17 protein-coding genes, 4 tRNA genes, 1 rRNA gene and 1 other annotated feature are annotated in these 19,804 nt (G+C 38.9%); of the genes, 5 read left to right on the plus strand and 17 right to left on the minus strand.

Annotated features, from left to right (window positions below; all coding sequences use genetic code 11):
* Positions 1-97: 97 nt before the first annotated feature.
* The 9 genes from radC to QZ413_RS10165 all read right to left on the minus strand — a co-directional run bounded on the left by radC (position 98) and on the right by QZ413_RS10165 (position 11,382).
* Positions 98-763, minus strand: coding sequence for a DNA repair protein RadC (gene radC / locus QZ413_RS10125; protein WP_297079876.1), 666 nt, complete (start codon positions 761-763; stop codon positions 98-100).
* 60 nt (positions 764-823) lie between these two features.
* Positions 824-1,492, minus strand: a complete 669-nt coding sequence (locus tag QZ413_RS10130; protein WP_297079878.1) for an HAD family phosphatase — start codon at positions 1,490-1,492, stop codon at positions 824-826.
* Positions 1,485-2,807 (minus strand): folylpolyglutamate synthase/dihydrofolate synthase family protein, encoded by a 1,323-nt coding sequence (locus QZ413_RS10135; RefSeq protein WP_297079880.1) that lies wholly within the window; start codon positions 2,805-2,807, stop codon positions 1,485-1,487. Before QZ413_RS10135 ends, QZ413_RS10130 begins: the two co-directional genes overlap by 8 nt.
* Positions 2,808-2,881: 74 nt before the next feature.
* Complete coding sequence (locus tag QZ413_RS10140; RefSeq protein WP_297079882.1) at positions 2,882-5,521, minus strand: valine--tRNA ligase; 2,640 nt, start codon at positions 5,519-5,521, stop codon at positions 2,882-2,884.
* A gap of 49 nt (positions 5,522-5,570) precedes the next feature.
* Positions 5,571-5,787 (minus strand) — a binding site (T-box leader).
* 27 nt (positions 5,788-5,814) lie between these two features.
* Positions 5,815-6,309 (minus strand): thiol peroxidase, encoded by a 495-nt coding sequence (gene tpx, locus QZ413_RS10145; protein ID WP_297079884.1) that lies wholly within the window; start codon positions 6,307-6,309, stop codon positions 5,815-5,817.
* Between the two features lie 64 nt (positions 6,310-6,373).
* Positions 6,374-7,036, minus strand: coding sequence for a redox-sensing transcriptional repressor Rex (locus QZ413_RS10150; RefSeq protein WP_297079886.1), 663 nt, complete (start codon positions 7,034-7,036; stop codon positions 6,374-6,376).
* 114 nt (positions 7,037-7,150) lie between these two features.
* Positions 7,151-8,359, minus strand: coding sequence for a tRNA uracil 4-sulfurtransferase ThiI (thiI, locus tag QZ413_RS10155; protein WP_297079888.1), 1,209 nt, complete (start codon positions 8,357-8,359; stop codon positions 7,151-7,153).
* An 11-nt stretch (positions 8,360-8,370) separates the two neighbouring features.
* Complete coding sequence (locus QZ413_RS10160) at positions 8,371-9,513, minus strand: cysteine desulfurase family protein (protein ID WP_297079890.1); 1,143 nt, start codon at positions 9,511-9,513, stop codon at positions 8,371-8,373.
* Between the two features lie 147 nt (positions 9,514-9,660).
* Positions 9,661-11,382 carry a septation ring formation regulator EzrA gene (locus QZ413_RS10165; RefSeq protein ID WP_297079891.1) on the minus strand — a complete coding sequence of 574 codons (1,722 nt, stop codon included), beginning with the start codon at positions 11,380-11,382 and terminating at the stop codon, positions 9,661-9,663.
* A 281-nt stretch (positions 11,383-11,663) separates the two neighbouring features.
* On the opposite strand from QZ413_RS10165, the gene QZ413_RS10170 reads away from it, so the two are divergent.
* Positions 11,664-13,013 carry an aspartate kinase gene (locus QZ413_RS10170; RefSeq protein WP_297079893.1) on the plus strand — a complete coding sequence of 450 codons (1,350 nt, stop codon included), beginning with the start codon at positions 11,664-11,666 and terminating at the stop codon, positions 13,011-13,013.
* A 12-nt stretch (positions 13,014-13,025) separates the two neighbouring features.
* Here QZ413_RS10170 and QZ413_RS10175 read toward each other — a convergent pair whose 3' ends face one another.
* Together QZ413_RS10175 and QZ413_RS10180 are read right to left on the minus strand one after the other, a co-directional pair.
* Positions 13,026-13,901, minus strand: a complete 876-nt coding sequence (locus tag QZ413_RS10175) for an HAD-IIB family hydrolase (protein WP_297079895.1) — start codon at positions 13,899-13,901, stop codon at positions 13,026-13,028.
* Between the two features lie 15 nt (positions 13,902-13,916).
* The gene (locus QZ413_RS10180) at positions 13,917-14,747 is read right to left on the minus strand and encodes a DUF72 domain-containing protein (protein ID WP_297079897.1); all 831 of its coding nucleotides are present in this window, start codon (positions 14,745-14,747) and stop codon (positions 13,917-13,919) included.
* Positions 14,748-14,857: 110 nt separating this feature from the next.
* Between QZ413_RS10180 and QZ413_RS10185 the strand changes: the two genes are divergently transcribed.
* Positions 14,858-15,820 (plus strand): asparaginase, encoded by a 963-nt coding sequence (locus QZ413_RS10185; RefSeq protein WP_297079900.1) that lies wholly within the window; start codon positions 14,858-14,860, stop codon positions 15,818-15,820.
* 18 nt (positions 15,821-15,838) lie between these two features.
* On the opposite strand, the gene QZ413_RS10190 is transcribed toward QZ413_RS10185, so the two are convergent.
* On the minus strand, positions 15,839-16,579 hold the full coding sequence (locus QZ413_RS10190; protein WP_297079902.1) for an acyl-ACP thioesterase domain-containing protein: 741 nt from the start codon (positions 16,577-16,579) through the stop codon (positions 15,839-15,841).
* Between the two features lie 102 nt (positions 16,580-16,681).
* Positions 16,682-16,755 (minus strand) — tRNA-Asn (locus QZ413_RS10195).
* Between the two features lie 133 nt (positions 16,756-16,888).
* Here QZ413_RS10195 and QZ413_RS10200 point away from each other — a divergent pair.
* The 3 genes from QZ413_RS10200 (at position 16,889) to QZ413_RS10210 (ending at position 19,305) form a co-directional block, all read left to right on the plus strand.
* Positions 16,889-17,950: a serine hydrolase gene (locus tag QZ413_RS10200; protein WP_297079904.1), complete on the plus strand. Its 1,062-nt coding sequence runs from the start codon at positions 16,889-16,891 to the stop codon at positions 17,948-17,950.
* A 134-nt stretch (positions 17,951-18,084) separates the two neighbouring features.
* The gene (locus tag QZ413_RS10205; protein WP_297079906.1) at positions 18,085-18,648 is read left to right on the plus strand and encodes a hypothetical protein; all 564 of its coding nucleotides are present in this window, start codon (positions 18,085-18,087) and stop codon (positions 18,646-18,648) included.
* 105 nt (positions 18,649-18,753) lie between these two features.
* Positions 18,754-19,305 (plus strand): hypothetical protein, encoded by a 552-nt coding sequence (locus tag QZ413_RS10210; protein WP_297079908.1) that lies wholly within the window; start codon positions 18,754-18,756, stop codon positions 19,303-19,305.
* Between the two features lie 49 nt (positions 19,306-19,354).
* Here QZ413_RS10210 and QZ413_RS10215 read toward each other — a convergent pair.
* The 4 genes from QZ413_RS10215 to QZ413_RS10230 form a co-directional block, all read right to left on the minus strand.
* Positions 19,355-19,428, minus strand: a tRNA-Asn gene (locus QZ413_RS10215).
* 9 nt (positions 19,429-19,437) lie between these two features.
* Positions 19,438-19,553 (minus strand): 5S ribosomal RNA (gene rrf, locus QZ413_RS10220).
* A gap of 14 nt (positions 19,554-19,567) precedes the next feature.
* Positions 19,568-19,640 (minus strand) — tRNA-Thr (locus QZ413_RS10225).
* Between the two features lie 38 nt (positions 19,641-19,678).
* A tRNA-Asn gene (locus tag QZ413_RS10230) sits at positions 19,679-19,752 on the minus strand.
* Positions 19,753-19,804: the final 52 nt, after the last annotated feature.

The raw sequence follows: 19,804 nt of genomic DNA on the forward strand, positions 1-19,804 counted from the left end.
CCTGACAACCCTTGCTTTCATATCTTGTGCAAACAAATTACACCTAGTATATTACACGTGTATTCGTTTTTTTGCAATAGGATTTCAATGATTCGCACTAAATGATCCCTTCTTCTTTCAAACTAAAATACGTATGATCTCCAATAATAATATGATCTAAAAGTTCGATTCCCATCAATACCCCACATTTTTTCATACGCTTTGTAAATTCATCATCTTGCGTTGAAGGATGTGGATCCCCACTTGGATGATTATGTGCTAATAAGATACGTGCAGCACTATGACGGACAGCACCTTTAAAAATTTCTCGCGGATGTGCAATCGACTGATTCAACGAACCGATAAAGATCGTTTCTTTGGCAATCACTTCATTTTTTGTCGTCAAATAAAGACAAACTAAGTGTTCTTGTCGTAGATCTCGCATTTCTTCGATCAATGCTGTAGCAATCGCATAACTTGATGTGATCTTTCCAAACGTGACTTGTGCAGTTTGGTGTATCCGTCTGCCCAATTCGATGATTGCTTTTAATTCGATAGCACGAACAGCACCGATTCCTTTAACCGACTGTAATTCAGATAATGTAGCATTACGTAAAGCATACATGGTGGGAAATCGTTCGATTAATGCCGTGACGATTTCGTCGACTGAAGCTTGTTTGTTCCCACTTCTAAAAATAATCGCGAATAATTCTGCATTGGTCAACTGGACTTCCCCACATAAGACTAATCGTTCACGCGGGAGCATATGGAGTACTTGTTCCATTTTTTTCACCTCTTTACTGATAAATACGCAAAAAACCACAGAATCAATCTGTGGTGTACGTTAAATCAGGTGATGTTCAGCTAAATATTCTGGAACATCTAATAGACTCGCCAAAACAGCTTCCATTTGCATCTCCACAGTAGGTGGCAAGAGATCTGGAATCATAATGACAGCCATCTGTGCTTGGTTGGCTGCTAAGATCCCATTATGGGAATCTTCTAATACCAACATCTCACTGACATCTGTTTGAAAATACTCTTTTGCAGCTAAAAATAATGCCGGATCAGGTTTTGCTTGTGCGACATCGTCTGCCGTAAAAATTGCATCAAAACGTTCCAGTATTCCTTGTTTTTGCAACAGCTTTTCGACCAATCCCCGTGTATTGCTGGATGCAACACACGTTTTGATTTTTCGATCATGGCAAAAGTCTAACAATTCGATTACCCCTGCTTTTAATTTCCCATCGCCTTGTTCAAACATCTCTAAACAACAGTCATAACTTTCCGTGATGAAACGTTCTACTAATTCTTTTCCATGTAATTCATCGTATTGTTCATGGTACCAACGATACAAATCCTCATCAGACATGCCTAAGCCATTTAGATAAGTTTCTTTCGTATAGTCAAATTGATACTGATCCGCGATTTTTTGACTACCTGCATAATAGACTTGCTCCGAATCGATCAATAGACCATCCATATCAAAAATAATTACTTTCAATTTAGTCATGCTCTTCCTCCATCAAGGTTAGAATAAATGCCCGAACTTCAGCCACAAAATAAAGCGATCCTGTGATCAATAACAAATCATCTTCTTGCATTTTTTCTAATAATTCACCTAATCCAACTTGCCATAGCGAAACCAAAGACAAGCGTTTTGGTGCGCGATCACATAGGCTCTCTTTTAAAGTCAAGGCTTTTGGAAAGTCAAATGTCGTCAATAAAATTTCACTATTTGGAATCTCCAACAATTGATCAATCATGGCATCGACTGGTTTCGTTTCTAAAGCAGAAAATAGGACATAGATTTTATGTGCCGGAAATTCTTTTTGACTGTTTTCAACTAGCCGAGCCATAGCATGTTCATTATGTGCGCCATCCACAACAATCAGCGGTTGTGTACTTAATCGCTCCATTCTAGCTGGCCAATAAGCGTTTTTTAAACCTCGGCGAATCTCTTTTTCACGAGGGTTTAACTTCATTTGTTGACAATACGTTAAAAAGGCAGCTAACGCAACACTCGCATTTTCAATTTGGTGTCGGCCCATTAATGGAATGTAGAGCTCTTTCATTCGCCCCTGTTCATACTCAAACGTCCACCATTCCCCCCATTGACGATCAGCGTGTTCATATACGGGGGTAAATTCTTCACCATAACAACTCAGTGGTGCTTTTTTTTCAGTGGCTATTTGTTTTAAAACAGACAAAGCCGGTTCGACTACATTGCCAATAATAACTGGAACATTTGATTTTATGATTCCACCTTTTTGATAGGCGATCTCTTCAAGCGTATTGCCTAGAATGTCCATATGATCCATCCCGATCGTAGTGATGACACTAACACGCGGCGTGATGACATTTGTGGAATCGTACAATCCACCTAACCCAACTTCAATCACAGCTACATCTACTTGTTGCTTGGCAAAATATAAGAACGCACATGCTGTCAAAATTTCGAATTCTGTGATCCCTTCTAAAGCTGGATCTTGATCGAGCGTGTCAACGATTGGCACGATTTGGTTAATAAGCTCAAGCAAATCCTTGTCTGAGATAAATGTTTGATTGATCTGGATACGTTCATGGAATCGCTCGATATAAGGAGAGGTAAATGTTCCGACATCGAGGCCTTGTTCTGCCAATAATGCACGTAAAAAACTGACTGTTGAGCCTTTTCCATTCGTTCCAGCAACATGGATCGTTGGAAAGGTTTCTTGTGGTTGTCCGCACAATAAAAGCAAGCGCTCGATACGACTTAATCCTGGTCTGGTTCCAAATTTCTTACGGCTATGAATCCATTCAATAGCATCTTCTACTGTTGTATACATGATTGTGCCCTCCATCAGTGATAAAGCAAAAAGATGACAGAGCAAGTGCTGTCATCTTTTAAACTTTCAAAGAATTATAAACTGCGTAATTGTGCGATACGATCTGTTACAGCTTGTTGTTTTTCTAAGTAGTCGATCTCTTTGGCTTTTTCTTGAGCAACGACTGCCTCTGGTGCACTTGAGACAAAACGTTCATTAGCTAGTTTACCTTGGACGCGTTTTACTTCTTTTTGCCATTTGTCTAGCTCTTTTTCCAAACGCGCGATTTCTTCTTCGACATTGATTAATCCAGCTAATGGCAAGTAAATCGTAGCCCCTGTCAATACAGCTGACATCGCAAGTTCTGGTGCATCTAGTGTACTTGAGATGATCAGTTCTTCTGGATTACAGAACCGTTCAATATAGTTTTTATTTGTTGTTAAGAACGTGTTGATCTCTTCATCAGACGTTTGGATCAGTAACGTAATCGGTTTAGATAATGGTGTATTCACTTCAGCACGAATGTTGCGGACTGAACGAATCAACTCACTTAGTACTTCCATTCCTTTAACTGCCTGAGGATCATCAAAAGCGGAATTTTCAATCGGATAAGCAGCCACAACCAAAGAAGTTCCTTCATGCGGTAGTTTTGACCAGATTTCTTCTGTAACAAACGGCATGATTGGATGCAATAAGCGTAAGATTTGATCTAGTGTATAAACCAAAACAGCTTGGTTCATCGCTTTTGCTTGCTCATCTTCCCCGTAAAGCGTCTCTTTACTCATTTCGATATACCAATCACAAAAATCATCCCAGATGAAATTATACAATTGACGACCAGCTTCACCAAATTCAAAGCGATCAAATAATTCCGTGACTTTCCCAATCGTTTCATTCAACCGAGATAAGATCCAGCGATCGGCTACTGATTTTTCGCCTTCGATCGATAGATCTGCTAGCGTTTTGCCTTCTGAATTCATCAAGACAAAACGTGAAGCATTCCAAATCTTATTGATAAAGTTCCAAGCTGCATCCATTTTTTCATAACTAAAACGAACATCTTGTCCTGGCGCTGAACCATTCGACAAGAACCAACGCAATGCATCGGCACCATATTTTTCAATGACTTCCATTGGATCGATCCCATTGCCGAGTGATTTACTCATTTTACGTCCTTGTTCATCACGGATCAATCCATGGATCAACACATTATTAAATGGACGTTCATTCGTAAATTCTAAACTTTGGAAAATCATTCGACTCACCCAGAAGAAAATAATGTCGTAACCAGTCACTAAAGTATTCGTCGGGAAGTAACGTTTAAAATCTTCCGCATTTTCATCTGGCCAACCCATTGTTGAAAATGGCCATAAAGCAGAACTAAACCAAGTATCAAGTACATCGTTGTCTTGGTGCCAATTTTCAACATCTTCTGGTGCTTGCATCCCGACATAGATTTCGCCGGTTTCATTATGATACCAAGCAGGGATACGGTGGCCCCACCATAATTGACGTGAGATCACCCAATCGTGGACATTTTCCATCCAACGTAGGAATGTTTGATTAAAGCGTGGCGGGAAAAATTCGACTGCATCTTCTGTTGTTTGATTCTCCATCGCACGTTTGGCTAAAGGTTCCATTTTCACAAACCATTGAGTGGATAAACGAGGCTCAACAACAACACCAGTACGTTCAGAGTGACCGACACTGTGCATCATTTTTTCAATGCGAACTAAACGACCGGCTGCTTCTAGATCTTTCACGATCTGTTTACGTGCAGCAAAACGATCCATTCCAGCGTATTTTCCTGCTAATTCGTTCATCGTAGCATCATCATTCATCACATTTACACGTGGTAAATCATGACGGTTGCCGACCTCAAAGTCATTTGGATCGTGGGCCGGTGTAATTTTAACAACTCCTGTTCCAAATTCCATATCGACGTATTCATCGGCAATAATCGGGATTTCCTTATTGATCAAAGGCAATACAACATGCTTGCCGATTAATGCTTGATAGCGTTCATCTTCAGGATGTACGGCAATCGCTGTATCTCCAAGTAGCGTTTCAGGACGAGTCGTCGCAATCTCCACTTGCCCAGAACCATCAGCTAACACGTAGCTCATATGATAAAAGGCACCTTCAATATCTTTGTGGATCACTTCGATATCGGATAACGCTGTCCGCGCTTGTGGGTCCCAGTTGATGATATATTCTCCACGATAAATCAATTCTTTTTCGTAAAGTTTCACAAATACTTTACGCACAGCATCAGATAATCCATCATCTAAAGTAAATCGTTCACGACTGTAGTCTAGTGAAAGGCCTAGTTTTGCCCATTGTTCACGAATATGACCAGCATATTCTTCTTTCCATTCCCATACTTGATCTACAAATTTTTCACGGCCAAGATCATAACGCGAAATCCCTTGTTCACGTAACTTTTCTTCTACCTTTGCTTGTGTCGCGATCCCTGCATGATCCATACCTGGTAGCCATAACGTATCGAATCCTTGCATCCGCTTTTGTCTGATAATCATGTCTTGTAGTGTCGTATCCCAAGCATGACCTAAATGTAATTTTCCTGTTACGTTTGGTGGCGGGATTACGATCGAGTAAGGTTTCGCCTTTTTATCCCCGCTTGGTTTAAATAGATCTTGTTCAAGCCAAGATGCATAGCGGCCACGTTCGACATCTTGTGGTTGATACTTGCTTGATAATTGATTGTCTGTCATATTGTTCCTCCTTATTTTTCCATAAAAAAAAGTCCTAATGTGCTTGACACATTAGGACGTAAATTACGCGGTACCACCTAAATTGCAGAGATTTCTGCCACTTTCATGACGTGTAATAACGGACACGACCCGATATTTCTTACTCTAACTTCAGAAATACAACTCACAAGCTACCTTCTGTTAAGCGTGACAAAAACCTCTCAGCCTTAGGGTTTTCTTTCTATAGACACTGGCTTTAACATACTCCTCTTGTTCCTCGTTTGACTACATTTTACACAGTCGTTTCTCAAAAGTCAATCACGTAAAGCCTTTGCAACAGATAATGCTTGTTCATAATCTGGTTCATTACTCATTTCCGAAACGATTTCACGATGACGAATAATGCCATCTTGATCCAAAACAAAAATAGCACGAGCATATAACCCTAATGAGGGCATCAAAAGATGATATCCTTCATTGAATGTTTTTTCTGGATCATGCAACATCGTCATCTCTACACCTTCTTGGCCACACCAAGTAGCTTGTTCCTCTTTTGTATTGATAGAAATCGTCAAAAAGTGAACATGATCTAGACGACTCGCTTCTTCATTAAAACGTTTAGTTTGTAAAGCACACACACGGGTATTTATATCGGGAATCACGCTAATAATCACAGGTTGTCCTGCTAGTGTTGACAAGCTAACTACTTGGTCATTTGCATCATATAATTGAAATTCTGGGGCTTTTTCGTTTACTTCTGGTTGTCTACCAGGTACTTCGACTGTTTCCCCTTTTCGTGTAATAAACATTGATTCCACTCCTTTTATCTTTGACTACATATTCAGTATACGGTAGATAAAGATAAAAAAACAATCATTCTGCTTTAATTTTTTCTTTTTGGTTCATCATAGAATCAAAGAAAATCAAGGTTTGTAATTCAGTCGTTAAATCGATATATTGAATGTGGATACGTTTTGGGACCTTCACACGGTCTGGAGCAAAGTTCAAAATCGCTGTAATCCCCGCATCGACGATTTGATCGATTGCTGCTTGTGAATATTGACTTGGTACAGTCGAAATCGCAATCGTGATCTGTTCTTGTTCGATGACGTCTTTTAATTCATCCATACCATGCACATAATAGCCTGAAATCGTTTGGCCAATCAAATTTGGGTCATTATCAAAGACACAAACAATTTGTAAATTCTCATTGCGTCGGAAATTATTATTGGCTAATGCTTTTCCTAAGTTTCCAAATCCGATCAAAGCGATTCGTTTTTTCTGATCGCTTTCTAACAAATCAGTAAATACTTCAACTAAATAAGGAACATCATACCCATATCCACTACGCCCAAGCTCACCTACATAAGAAAAATCACGACGTATCGTAGCAGAAGGAATTTGCGTGATTTGTGCAAAATCTTTCGACTTAATTCGACCAATTCCTGATTCATCAAGCATATTTAAATAGCGTAAGTATAAAGGCAATCGTTTCGCTGTCGCTTTTGGCAATTTTTTGTGTAATTCTTTTCCCAATGCTCTCACCTCTTGTTAATCTTTTCACATATAAGTGTATCATGGTTCACGCTAAAGTGCAAATTTTCACGAAATAAAAAAGGAGTGTAACAGACTTCTGTCACACTCCTTTTTTTATAATAATTCATCAAATTCTAAAGGTGCATCTTTTGCTTCAACCAAAATCTCTTCAAACTTAAGATGTGCTAAGGCACGCTCCATTAAACCAGCAACGTCGATACGCGCTTCATACTTTTGCACTTTATCTAGTTGTGGACGCGTTTTAGGCTGTGGTGGCGCAAAAATCGTACAGCAATCTTCAAAAGGCTGAATCGCAATTTCAAACGTATCGATTGCTTGTGCAATCTCAATGATTTCTAATTTATCCATCGTTGCCACTGGACGTACGATTGGTGTATGCGTGACTTCATTGATGGCTACCATACTTTGTAATGTTTGTGAAGCGACTTGCCCGAGTGATTCACCATTGATAATCACTAATCCTTTTTGCATCTCACGAATTGCATCTGTTAAACGCAACATCATCCGACGTGTAATCGTCATCCAGTAAGCTTGGGGAATACAGCGTTTGATTTCTTCTTGAATTTCGGTAAACGGAACTTCGATAAACGAGATCGCTCCACCATAAGGGGTCAATTTTTTGGTCAAATCTTTGGCTTTACGTAATGCTTGCTCACTTGTATAAGGTGGGCTAGCAAAATGGACAGCTTCTAATAAGACCCCACGCTTCATGGCTAAATATCCTGCAACAGGGGAATCAATCCCACCTGATAACATCAACATTCCCTTACCAGACGTACCAACAGGTAAGCCACCTGCACCTTTGATCGTTTCACAAGATAAATACGCACCATCAAGTCGAATTTCCACTCGCAAATTAATATCTGGTTGCTTCATTTGTACATCAATGTCTGGGAATAGATCGATAATTGCATTTCCTACTAATACATTCAATTCACCACTATTTTTTTCAAAACTGTGATCACTACGTTTAGCAGTAACTTTGAAACTTTCTTTGCCTGTATAGCGTTCTTGCATCATTGTTTGCGCCATTGCTACAATCTCAGCACTGTTTTTTTCCACACGGATACTTGGTGAAAAATTTTGGATCCCAAATACTTTCTCCAGTTTGGGAATGATCTGTGCGCTATCTTCTCCATTTAATAATAAATGCATTCGATCACGTTCAGCATTGATTTTGACGTTAGGGAATGCACCTAATGTTTGACGTACATTTTCAGCCAATTTCATAATAAACTTACGACGGTTCTTTCCTTTAGTGGAAAGTTCCCCATATCGCACCATAATTTCTGTATATCTCACGTGGACACTCCTTATCCTACTTTTAAAAATTTTTGATAGATTTGATTAAAAATAATCATAAACTGCTCGACTTCTGCCATCGTATTTTGTTCATCCAAACTGATTCGAACTGCACACGTCGCCAATGATTCTTCAACTCCCATTGCGTAAAGAGTACTACTTGTCAATTTATTGCGACTTGAACATGCACTCGTCGTCGAAATGAAGATTTGTTTTTCTTCTAATGCGTGGACTAGTACTTCGCCTCGAATCCCGCGAATTGCAAAGCATAAAATATGATCTGCATAATCAGCACCTTCTGAAAAAATCGTTACTTTATGGTATGGCGCCAGTGCGGAAATCAAAGCAGCTTTTAAACGCGGCAGTTGCTGCGTCTTCATCAGCGCACGTTCATTTGACAAACGTAATGCGCGTGCCATTGAAACGATAGCTGGGACATTTTCTGTACTGCTACGGTAATTCTTCTCTTGCCCACCACCACTAAGTAAAGCAGCTAATTTGCGGCCTTCACGCCAAAAGATAAATCCTACACCTTTAGGCCCATGAAATTTATGCGCTGAGAACGTTGCAAAATCAACTCGTTCAGTCAACCATTGCGCTTGACTTAATTTAGTGATCGCCTGAACTGCATCCACATGAAAATGGATTTTTGGATAGGCCATTAGCACTTCACTAATTGCTTGAATCGGCTGGATCGCACCAACTTCATTATTGACTGCCATGACAGAGACCAAGATGGTTTCTTTTCGAATCAAACGTTTTAAGGCTGCCACTTGGACAATACCATATTCATCTACAGGAACTTCACTAATTTCAAAACCTAATTGTGCCAACTGTTTTGCTGACTCTTTGACAGCTGGATGTTCTACACTTGAAATAATCAAATGATTCCCAAATTCCCGCTTTTCTAGTGCTGTCCCTTTTAACACCCAGTTATCCCCTTCAGTTCCACCACTTGTGAAGAAAATTTCTTTATCCTTCACACCTAGTGACAGGGCAATTTGCTTACGTGCTTGCTCTAACAGCCGTTTCGCTTGATTTCCTAGTTCATGCAAACTGGAAGGATTTCCCATAATTCGCTGGCTGGTTTTTATGTACGTATCGAGTGCTTGGGGGTCAATTGCCGTTGTTGCACTATTATCAAAATAAATCACAGTTGTTTTTCCTCACTTTCGAAATTCTTATCCATTATACGGCCCCTTGATCATTCTTTCAAGTCATCTCATTTAACTCTTTTTAAACCCTCATCACTTACTTAGAAAAAAAGTAGACACAGAAAAATTTCTGTGTCTACTTTTTGATTATACTAAATCTGGATGTTCAAAGTAAAAATCTTCAATTCGCTTAAATGCACCAGGTTCAACTTGTTCTAAAGCTGTTCCAATACTATCTAATGCTTCTTGATAACGATATTCGTCTTTGAAAAGATCTAAACTACGATCGATGGCTGCTTTGATTTCTGGATGTGAATGACGATAACGATTAGCATATTGCAACATTTGCTCCGTTAACGCTGCTGCATCAACAAATGAATGTGTACGGTCTGTTAATTCAATCATATCTTCATCACAAATCGTAATCATTTTATTGATTTGATCCATATCGATTCGGATTTTATTCAATGATTTATTCAATTCTTCTACACGATCTGTGACCGTAAAGAAATACTCTAAATAATCACCTGGTAAACCTGGTAAACGTTGCTTTTCGACAAAACGTTTTAAATTACGTAATGTAAATTCGTAATGTTCCATTTTCTCTTGTGCTACTTTCTCACCTTCGCGCAATTCATGAATGCCCTCATCAATTGCAACTTGTTGATTTTCGATTGAATCTAAAATTTGGAATGCGTCTTTCAAGAAGGCTTGAACTTCAGTGAATGGCAATTCGTGATGTTCGATTTGTGGAGCTAGCCCTTCATTGCGACGAGATAATTCTTCAATTTCAGATTGAAACGCTCTTACTTGACCAAGTTCGTTATGATTTAAAGCATAACTTTGTGCTGTGTGATCGAGTTCGATCAATAATTGACGATTGTTGCGAATCGAGTGATTGATATAATCTGCAAGCACTTTACGATTACGCAATACGTATTTTTTGGCTTCATATTCTTTTTCCATAAACGTATATAGACCATCGATTTGATCATGGATTTCTTTAGAGGCTGTCTCGACTTCATCTAAAGAAAGTTTTTGTAACGCTTCAAGTTCGTTTTGGACTTTATGATCGATTGCCTCGATATCCGCCAACACATGATCTTCAGGGAAGACATAGTTTTCTTGGATCATCTTTTTGTATCCGGATTTTAGATCTGCCAATTGATCTGGAAATTGTTTTTTCAATTCTTCAGCTAAAGGAGGGATCCGTTTCATTGTTGTTTCCAACGCATACGTATCTTTTTCAGCATTTGCTAATACTTCACGCGCTTCAACTGGATCACCAGAAGTGTTTAACATAACAAATTTTGCAAATTCACTTTCCACTGTTTTTGCTTGTTTTTGCAATTCAGCAAATGCCGGTTCAAATTTATCTGACTCTTCGCGCAATTCTGTTTTAAGTTCTTCATAAAGATCTAGCGCATTTTGGACCGCAACTGAATTGCGTTCTTCTGTCTCGCGTAATTCTTTTAATCCTTTACGAACCTCTTGAGCTTGTTTTTCCATGGCATCCATCGTTTGCTCAGCATCTTCGACTGCTGCTTTAGCTTTAAAGAATTTCAATGATTCATTTAAGCTTTCAACTTCAAAGATTTGACTTTCCAGTTCAGCAAATGACGTGGTTGAAAGATCGGTCCATTTTTGTTTCCACTCACGAAATGTATTTTGGCTTTGGCCAACCAAATGCATTTTTTTGATTTCATCGATTTCTTCAAGGACTGGTAAATCAAATAAAACTTCTTTACGTTTTTCTAGTGCGTCAAGTTTTTCTTGATTTTTCTTTCTAATAAAATAGCCCACTAAATAAAAAGCTGCGACTATAACTAGAATCACCACAACCAAACCGACGACTCCGTTTTTTCCCATTCACGGTTCCTCCAATTTTCAAACTTTCGCTTTAAGTCCGATGATTACACAATCGAACCATAATCGGACGAGAAGAAAGGCATTTCTTCAAAATAAAGACATCTACATTAAATTATACCATAAAGGACCCCTTCGTTCACTAATCTACTTAAAAAAAAATTCATTTTCTGATTTACTGATTTTTCTCATCAAATCTTCGGAATATTTTAAGAAAAGTATTGATTTATTAGGCTCAAAACTGTACCCTAGATGAAAATGATTGAAAACAAAGGACGGACGATATGAAAGTAGCAAAATTTGGTGGAAGCTCGCTAGCTTCTGCGCAACAAGTTGCAAAAGTTGTTGCGATTATTCAAGACGATGAAACACGACGCGCAATCGTAGTTTCAGCACCCGGAAAACGAACAAAAGAAGATACAAAAGTAACGGATCTATTGATTGCACTACATCAAGCGATTTTAAATAAAGAAGATACGAACACACTAGTCGAGGCGATCTATCAGCGCTATGTGGAAATCGGATCGTTCTTTGATGTAGCACAAACAGTCTTAGATGAAATCCATCAAGATTTAACCAAATTGACTTTACACGAAGAATTCTACACACCTTATTTTTATGATCGTGTGTTGGCTAGTGGCGAAAACAATAATGCTCGCTTGATCGCAGCAGTGTTAAACACGCAACAAGTCAATGCGCGTTACGTTAGTCCACAAGAGTTGGGCATGTTAGTCAGTGAAGAACCACAAAATGCTCAGATTCTCCCAGAAGCATATAAACGGATTGCAAAATGGCAAAATGCGGAAGAAATTTTAGTGATCCCCGGCTTTTTTGGCGTCACAAAAAAAGGAGAAATCTGCACATTTTCTCGTGGTGGTTCAGATGTTAGCGGCGCGATTGTTGCCGCTGGATTAAAAGTCGATTTATATGAAAACTTTACCGACGTTGATGGGATATTTGCTGCAAATCCCAATTATGTCCATCAACCTGAATTAATCAATGAGCTGACTTATCGCGAGATGCGCGAATTAGCCTATGCTGGGTTTGGCGTCTTTCATGAAGAAGCGCTAATGCCTTCGTTTAAAGCACATATTCCAGTAGTGATCAAAAACACCAATAACCCTACACATCCTGGGACCAAAATCACGAACTCACGTGACACTACACACCAGCCAGTAGTTGGCATCGCAAGTGATGAAGGATTTAGTATGATCTATATCAGTAAGTACTTGATGAACCGTGAAGTTGGGTTTACATTGCGGGTATTGAAGATCTTTGAAACATTCGGATTGAATTATGAACACATGCCTTCTGGTATCGATGATATTTCGATCATTTTGCGCGCTGATCAGCTGACAGATATTTTAGAAGAAGAATTACTGCGTAAGATCGCTTATGATATCGACCCTGATGAATTGCGGATCACCCACGATCTTTCAATGGTCGTCGTAGTCGGCGAAGGGATGCGCCAGCGCGTGGGAATCACTGCTGAAAGCACAGCTGCACTTGCTCGTAAACAAATCAATCTTGAAATGATCAACCAAGGTGCATCTGAAGTGAGTATTATGTTTGGTATCCATAAAGAACAAGAACAACTTGCGATTCGCAATCTCTATTATACGTTTTTTGACTAAAAAAACCGCTCCTTAATGACTAGATAAGCCATTAGGGAGCGGTTTTGTGTGTAATAAACCAAAGTGTTCCATCGCTTCACAAATCCCATCATCTTGATTTGATTTTGTGACATAATCCGCCACAGCCTTCACACGTGGACTTGCATTGCCCATGGCTACACCAATCCCGGCAGCTTGCAACATCCCCATATCATTTTCGTGATCGCCAAACACCATAATTTCTTCCAAAGAAATATTGGTAAATCGGCCAAACATTTGAATACCGACAATTTTATTCCCATCTTTAGGAACGATATCTACCGAATAAGGATTGGAACGCAATACGTCGACATAGTCCAGTTGTCGTAAACGAATTTCTTCTTTTGTAGTCGTCAAGACGACACATTGATAGACTTTTTCTTGGCTTGAGAGTAGGCGTTGAATCTTTTTAGGAACATTTTTTGTTTTAAAATAAGAAAGTAGACGTCCTGTTTGTTCTAATGGGAGCCATTTTGATAAAAGTGGGATCCATGTCGAAAACGGACGTTTGTGTCCAACACGAATCGACCAGCTGCCAATTTTCTGCGTTTTTGTTTCAAAGATGATCTGTTTTTTTTGTTTTGCCATAAAGACTGCCAATTCTTCCAAGCGCTCTGTCGAAAAGGTTCGTTCATAAATCGATACTTCTGCCATTTCCACCAATGACCCATTATAACTAACACACACATCGATTGGTAAATCTTTAATCAAGCGTTCGATCTCAAATGGTGCTCGTCCTGTCGCAACGCCGCAGAAGATCCCTTGACTTTGAGCCGTCTCAATGGCTTGACGAGTAGACTGGCGAATATGTCCTTGACTAGTTAATAGTGTGCCATCGATATCAAAAAAAATCGCTTTGATCGTTTTCATCGGCTCAACCTCCTTTTAAAATAAATCTAATTGTGTTGGATTTAATTCTTGATAGGTAATTTGTAATTGTTGGATCAATTGCTTGGCATTCTCAGCAGCATCCCCACCGGAATTATTATTAAAGATCACTGCAATCTCTTTGGTTTTTTGCTGACATGCTCGAATCAATTCTGCAAATTCATGTAATTCCTCTGCTGAATAGCGATAAAGCGTCCGAAATTTTCGTGCATCAACTCCTGTGTGCATCCAACCAGCATCATTACGACCGTGTAAACGTAACAAAGTAAACTCTTGATTGGTGATCGTAGCATCTAGTGGGATTGTTGTTGGTAATTTTTTAGGTTCATCGACTAGCGCCAAAGACAATTGATTGGCATACATAAATCGGTACATTTGCTGAGTATAACGCTCATCATACCAACTTCGATGCCGAAATTCAATTGCCAAGGGCAGTGTAGCAAATATTTTTTTGATTTCTTCTAAGTATAAAACATGTTCGTTTGTACACGTAAAACGGGCGGGAAATTGGGCTAATAAGCAAAATAGTCGACCCGATTGTCTAAGCGGTTCAATATGTTCTAAAAAACGTTTTGCTAGCGTGAGCAAACTTTCCTCTGCTTCCAATTTGCGATGAGTTGTAAATACACCTGGAACCTTTAAAATGAACCGAAATGCAGCCGGAGTTTCTCGCAACCATTTTGCAACTGCTTGTTTTGTTGGAATAAAATAAAAACTGGTATCTAATTCAACGATCGGAAAATGGCTGGCATATTCCGTTAAGGATGTTTTACTTTTTTGAGAGAGCGTTTGGTGTTCTTCAAAACCTGTACAGCCAATATAGATCATCTTCCTCACATCCTTTTATGTAAATTTTCTATTTTCATGAAATTCCCTCTTGTATATCTAGTAGGGCTTGCGTATACTTTTTACACGATGACCAAAAAGGAGCCGATATAATGAAACAAATTTTAGTCTTACACACAGGTGGTACGATTGCGATGAAAGAAGATGCAACGGGAGTTTCGCCCGATGCGATCAATCCTTTATTAAATACGACGTTATCTATCCCAGATACCATTACACTCACGGTAGAAGATTTTTTAAACGTACCTAGTCCTCATATTACCTTTACCGAAATGATTGCCTTAAAACAACGGATCCAACAAGCAAAAGCAGAAGGTTTTGATAGCGTTGTCGTCACGCATGGAACAGATACCTTAGAAGAAACAGCCTATTTTCTAGATACGACGATTGGTGATCTGCTCCCCATCGTTTTGACTGGTGCAATGCGTTCTAGCAATGAAATCGGCAGCGATGGACTGTACAATTTTGCCAATGCCCTACGTGTTGCCGAATCAGAAGAATCACTTGGTAAAGGCGTGATGGTCGTCTTAAACGATGAAATCCATACCGCACGTTACGTTACCAAAACACACACGACCAATGTAGCAACCTTTAGAACACCTACCTTGGGCCCTATTGGAATTATCACCAAACATCGGATTTTATTTATGATGGAATCATTAGATACATTACGCTATGATGTCAATGAAATGGACGGATTAGTGCCGATCATTAAAGCTTACGCCGGTATGACAAGTGAATTTTTTGATATTCTAACACAAACGAATATCGATGGAATCGTCATTGAAGCATTAGGTGCAGGCAATTTGCCCCCTGCAACACTACCAGCGATTCAACTCTTGTTAGACCAAAATGTTCCTATCATTCTGGTCTCACGTTGTTTTAACGGAGTCGCTGAACCAGTTTATGGGTATCCAGGTGGGGGTAAGGAATTGGAAAAAATGGGTATTATTTTTTGCAATACCGTCAATAGCCAAAAAGCGCGAATCAAATTGTTGATTGGTAAACATGCACAATTATCGGATTCTGATTTCCGAACCTTTATTCAAAAATAAACGAACGCGTGCGTTCGTTTATTTTTTTTCCCATAGAATTTCTGCTTCACAGCATCGTTCTTCTTTAACTTGAATCAAATGGCGTGTACAAAGTGTATCTGCTTGCACTTGTACAAGACTATCGACTTGATTGCCATAAGCGACTTCTTTTTCATAACGAATCGTAATCGACTTTGCCACATGAGAGGTCAAAAATTCATAGCCTAAAGCATCTAGAATCCAGTTAAAGTAAATTGCATTATTGACGTGTTGATTACTATCGATATCATAAAATCGAACCCGATAAGGTGTGTTGGTATATGCTTTTGTTTTGTCTAATTTGGTCAATTGGCCGAACCGTCGAATTTTACTGATTTTTTGACTTTCAAACGGCGCAATAATCGCTTCAGTTACACGACTCATCTTACGACTTTCAAGATCCATCAGTGCAAAAACGGAATCGATTTTGACCAATTCATTCCCTGATTTGTCATGAAACCAAAATGTGCGGTAACAAAAATATTTATTATACTCTTGTGCTTTTGTTGTGACATGAACTGTTTCACCGACTCGAGGTAACCGTGTGATTGCCACATGGTAATTGGTTAAAATCCACGTCACACCAAATGTTTGAATCACATCTGTACCACGTTCTAGTTGATCACTTTGTTCTTCAGAAACACGAATCGCGATACTAATCAACATTGGGATCGTCATGGCTCCCATCCGATCACATTCATAATATACAACCTCATGCGTACGTGTGAATTCTTTTGCCATATGTATTCCCCCTACTTTTTTCAAGTATAACACATCCTTAATTTACGACATGTTCTATTGATTTTTAGACAAAAAAAAACATCCACTATGGATGCTTTCAAACTCCGGCAGTAGGACTCGAACCTACGACATCATGATTAACAGTCATGCGCTACTACCAACTGAGCTATGCCGGAATAACTACTTTTATAATATAACAATTTCACTACAATTGCGCAAGTCTTTTTTTAATTTTTTTCAAATTTTTTTGACATTACTCCTTTTTTTTTCAAATCGCCGTACAATAAACACAACAAGGAGGTTTACATGATGAAAAAATGGTATTGGTCAATTGCTCTTTTGATTGGGTTTATCTTTCCAAGCGCAGCCTATGCTACAGCACAAACAAATTCAATACAACGTGCTCCGATGACAACTAGTCAATATGATGCACGGTTAAAAGCAGCACATTTTATTGGAACAGCATTGATCCTTAAAGATCAGCACATCATTTTAGCTAAAGGATATGGGGCTCAAAATCAAGCACTGAACATCGAAAACTCAGTCGATACGAAATACCAAATTGGCTCAATTCAAAAAGCCTGGACTGCGGCCTTGATTGGGCAGTTGATCAGTCAACATAAGTTGCGCTTCTCAACATCCTTAGCTACATTTTATCCTCAAATTCCACACAGCAACACGGTTACGATCAAACAGATGCTAGATATGGTCAGTGGCTTGCATTTGACCAAAAAGCCAACGACTCACTACTCAGAAACAGAATTACTAGATTATTACGTCAGTCATACGACATATAAAACACCAAAAAAATTTGTGTATAGTCCTATCAATTATCATTTGTTAGCAGGGATTATACAACAACTCACTCACATGTCTTATTGGGATGCACTACGTACGATGATTGTCGAACCCTATCATTTAACGAGCGTCACGTACTATCCAGACTGGTTATCCCAAGTGGATCATAGTGAAAGCTACAAGAAGCAAGCAAACGATCCTTATCAAAAGCTAGTTCCCTTTTCGTTTGATACCTATCAAAAAGAACTTGGAACTGGAAATATCGGAATGAACATTACCGATTTAGCAACTTTTTACCGTTTATACCTCCATCATCAATTTTTTTCAAAACAAGTTGCAGCAGAACTTTTCGCTCCACTATACCAAGAAGCTTATGCGAGTGGAATCTACAATTATAAAGACTACTATCGTGCACGTGGTGAGATACAACAGCAACAAACCCTGGCGCTAATGACACCAGATACTCACGACCTTGTCATCTTGATGTCAAATGCTCGCGAGGATACTTCGCAGATGAACGTGATTGGTTCGATCTTTTCCGAACTCACACAACAATCGATCGATTTTAAATAACAACTATAATATTATATGCTCCGTAATTTTTGACATGATTTTCTTTTTAAGATATGATTAAATTAATCATTTATAAATATTCGTTACGATTATTTTTAAGTATGTTTATCATTAAATAACAAGGGAGGGAAATTATGTTTTATTCAGGAATGGCACTTTTATTTCTAGCTATTGTTAGTCTGATTTGGTTAATCGCGGCCTTCGTACGTAAAACAAACAAGAAAATTCCAGGGATTGTCTTTGCGCTAAGTCTAATTGGATTTCTGATCATTGTCACTATTACTGGAACGACTAGTGAACCTGCAAACCAAAATACGACTCCTTCAGAACTACTATCTGATTCTTCATCGTCAAGTGCAACGACTAGCCAAACAGAAAGTGAAATCGCAAAGAAAAATGATGAAAAGTTGAAGGCAGAGTTTGATATTCATAACGATGGCAATTATGTTGATGCAACTGGAGCAGAAGTCATCACAAATGATGATGGATCGATCAAATACGTGCAATTAAACGTAAATAGCAATTGGAAATACCTGTCTGAAGATGAGCAAAAACAATATATCCAATTACTAAAAGATATTTCTGATCCATTTAAAGATGGTGAAACGTATCCTTATATGCAAATCCAATCTGAAGGAGAACTTGTCGCTGTTTCAGGCGTACAAGATACCTCTCTGGTCACAATCAAAAAAGAGTAACAACCCTAGTTTAGGTGTTATTACTTTTTTTTGAGTTGCAATTTTGACTTTTGTCTTTTTCCATCGTAAACTTAAGGTATCGAAAAGCCGTTTGGGAACAAATACATGTATCCGCTTAAAAAAAGGAGTGAGGATATTATGTTTTATACTGGACTCGTAGCTACTTTGACCTTAATCATTAGTTTTTTTTGGTTACTTTATTCATTTTTCACTGCACAACCAAAACGCTTTCCCCTAATCTTATTCGCCTCTGCCAGTTTTTTTCTTTTTTTATCGTTTGCAATTGTTCCTAAAGCACCTTCTACCTTTTCCGATGAATCTACAGTCAAAAAACAAGTTACTGAGCTTTCTGACAAAGCTCAAACCAAATTATCCAACTTGTTCACAAAATACCATAATGAAGAAACAGCTCATGCCAAAGCTGCCTCGATCTCTTTTTATCCAGATGGGCAGATTCGTCATATTCAGCTCGATGTTAGCGATAAGTGGCACACACTAACGGCCACTGAAAAAGCAAACTATCTTACATTTTTAGAAAAAATTGGGCAAGCTTTTTCTGACAATAAACGCCTTCCTTTTTTACAAATTCATTCAGAACAGGAAGTAGTTGCTAGATCTGGCGCACAAAATTCTGCAAGCTTTCATATTTTCAAATAAAAATAAGCGAAGAAATGAGATAACTCACTTCTTCGCTTATTTATTTTTACTCCGGCAGTAGGACTCGAACCTACGACATCATGATTAACAGTCATGCGCTACTACCAACTGAGCTATGCCGGAATGATTACAGCATGGCAACGTCCTACTCTCACAAAGGGAAACCCTTCACTACAATCGGCGCTAAGAAACTTAACTTCTGTGTTCGGCATGGGAACAGGTGTATCCTTCTCGCTATCACTACCACACTATTTTGGAACAAAGCCACTTGACGGGCTTGAACCGTCGACCTCATCCTTACCATGGATGCGCTCTACCAGCTGAGCTAAAGCGGCAAACTTGGGTGAACTATTTAAAAGAAATAATTTCTTTACTCCGGCAGTAGGACTCGAACCTACGACATCATGATTAACAGTCATGCGCTACTACCAACTGAGCTATGCCGGAATAATTACAGCGTGGCGACGTCCTACTCTCACAAAGGGAAACCCTTCACTAC

It is taken from the genome of uncultured Enterococcus sp., assembly GCF_913775425.1.
Taxonomy (GTDB): Bacteria; Bacillota; Bacilli; order Lactobacillales; family Enterococcaceae; genus Enterococcus_G.

What these genes read in the sequence shown, in the direction of transcription:
- QZ413_RS10185 (WP_297079900.1), top strand. Translation starts at nt 14,858, where the DNA reads ATGAAACAAATTTTAGTCTTACACACAGGTGGTACGATTGCGATGAAA.
- QZ413_RS10200 (WP_297079904.1), top strand. Translation starts at nt 16,889, where the DNA reads ATGAAAAAATGGTATTGGTCAATTGCTCTTTTGATTGGGTTTATCTTT.
- QZ413_RS10135 (WP_297079880.1), bottom strand. Translation starts at nt 2,807, where the DNA reads ATGTATACAACAGTAGAAGATGCTATTGAATGGATTCATAGCCGTAAG.
- QZ413_RS10180 (WP_297079897.1), bottom strand. Translation starts at nt 14,747, where the DNA reads ATGATCTATATTGGCTGTACAGGTTTTGAAGAACACCAAACGCTCTCT.
- QZ413_RS10175 (WP_297079895.1), bottom strand. Translation starts at nt 13,901, where the DNA reads ATGAAAACGATCAAAGCGATTTTTTTTGATATCGATGGCACACTATTA.
- QZ413_RS10190 (WP_297079902.1), bottom strand. Translation starts at nt 16,579, where the DNA reads ATGGCAAAAGAATTCACACGTACGCATGAGGTTGTATATTATGAATGT.
- tpx (WP_297079884.1), bottom strand. Translation starts at nt 6,309, where the DNA reads ATGTTTATTACACGAAAAGGGGAAACAGTCGAAGTACCTGGTAGACAA.
- QZ413_RS10205 (WP_297079906.1), top strand. Translation starts at nt 18,085, where the DNA reads ATGTTTTATTCAGGAATGGCACTTTTATTTCTAGCTATTGTTAGTCTG.
- QZ413_RS10130 (WP_297079878.1), bottom strand. Translation starts at nt 1,492, where the DNA reads ATGACTAAATTGAAAGTAATTATTTTTGATATGGATGGTCTATTGATC.
- QZ413_RS10210 (WP_297079908.1), top strand. Translation starts at nt 18,754, where the DNA reads ATGTATCCGCTTAAAAAAAGGAGTGAGGATATTATGTTTTATACTGGA.
- QZ413_RS10165 (WP_297079891.1), bottom strand. Translation starts at nt 11,382, where the DNA reads ATGGGAAAAAACGGAGTCGTCGGTTTGGTTGTGGTGATTCTAGTTATA.
- QZ413_RS10140 (WP_297079882.1), bottom strand. Translation starts at nt 5,521, where the DNA reads ATGACAGACAATCAATTATCAAGCAAGTATCAACCACAAGATGTCGAA.
- radC (WP_297079876.1), bottom strand. Translation starts at nt 763, where the DNA reads ATGGAACAAGTACTCCATATGCTCCCGCGTGAACGATTAGTCTTATGT.
- QZ413_RS10170 (WP_297079893.1), top strand. Translation starts at nt 11,664, where the DNA reads ATGAAAGTAGCAAAATTTGGTGGAAGCTCGCTAGCTTCTGCGCAACAA.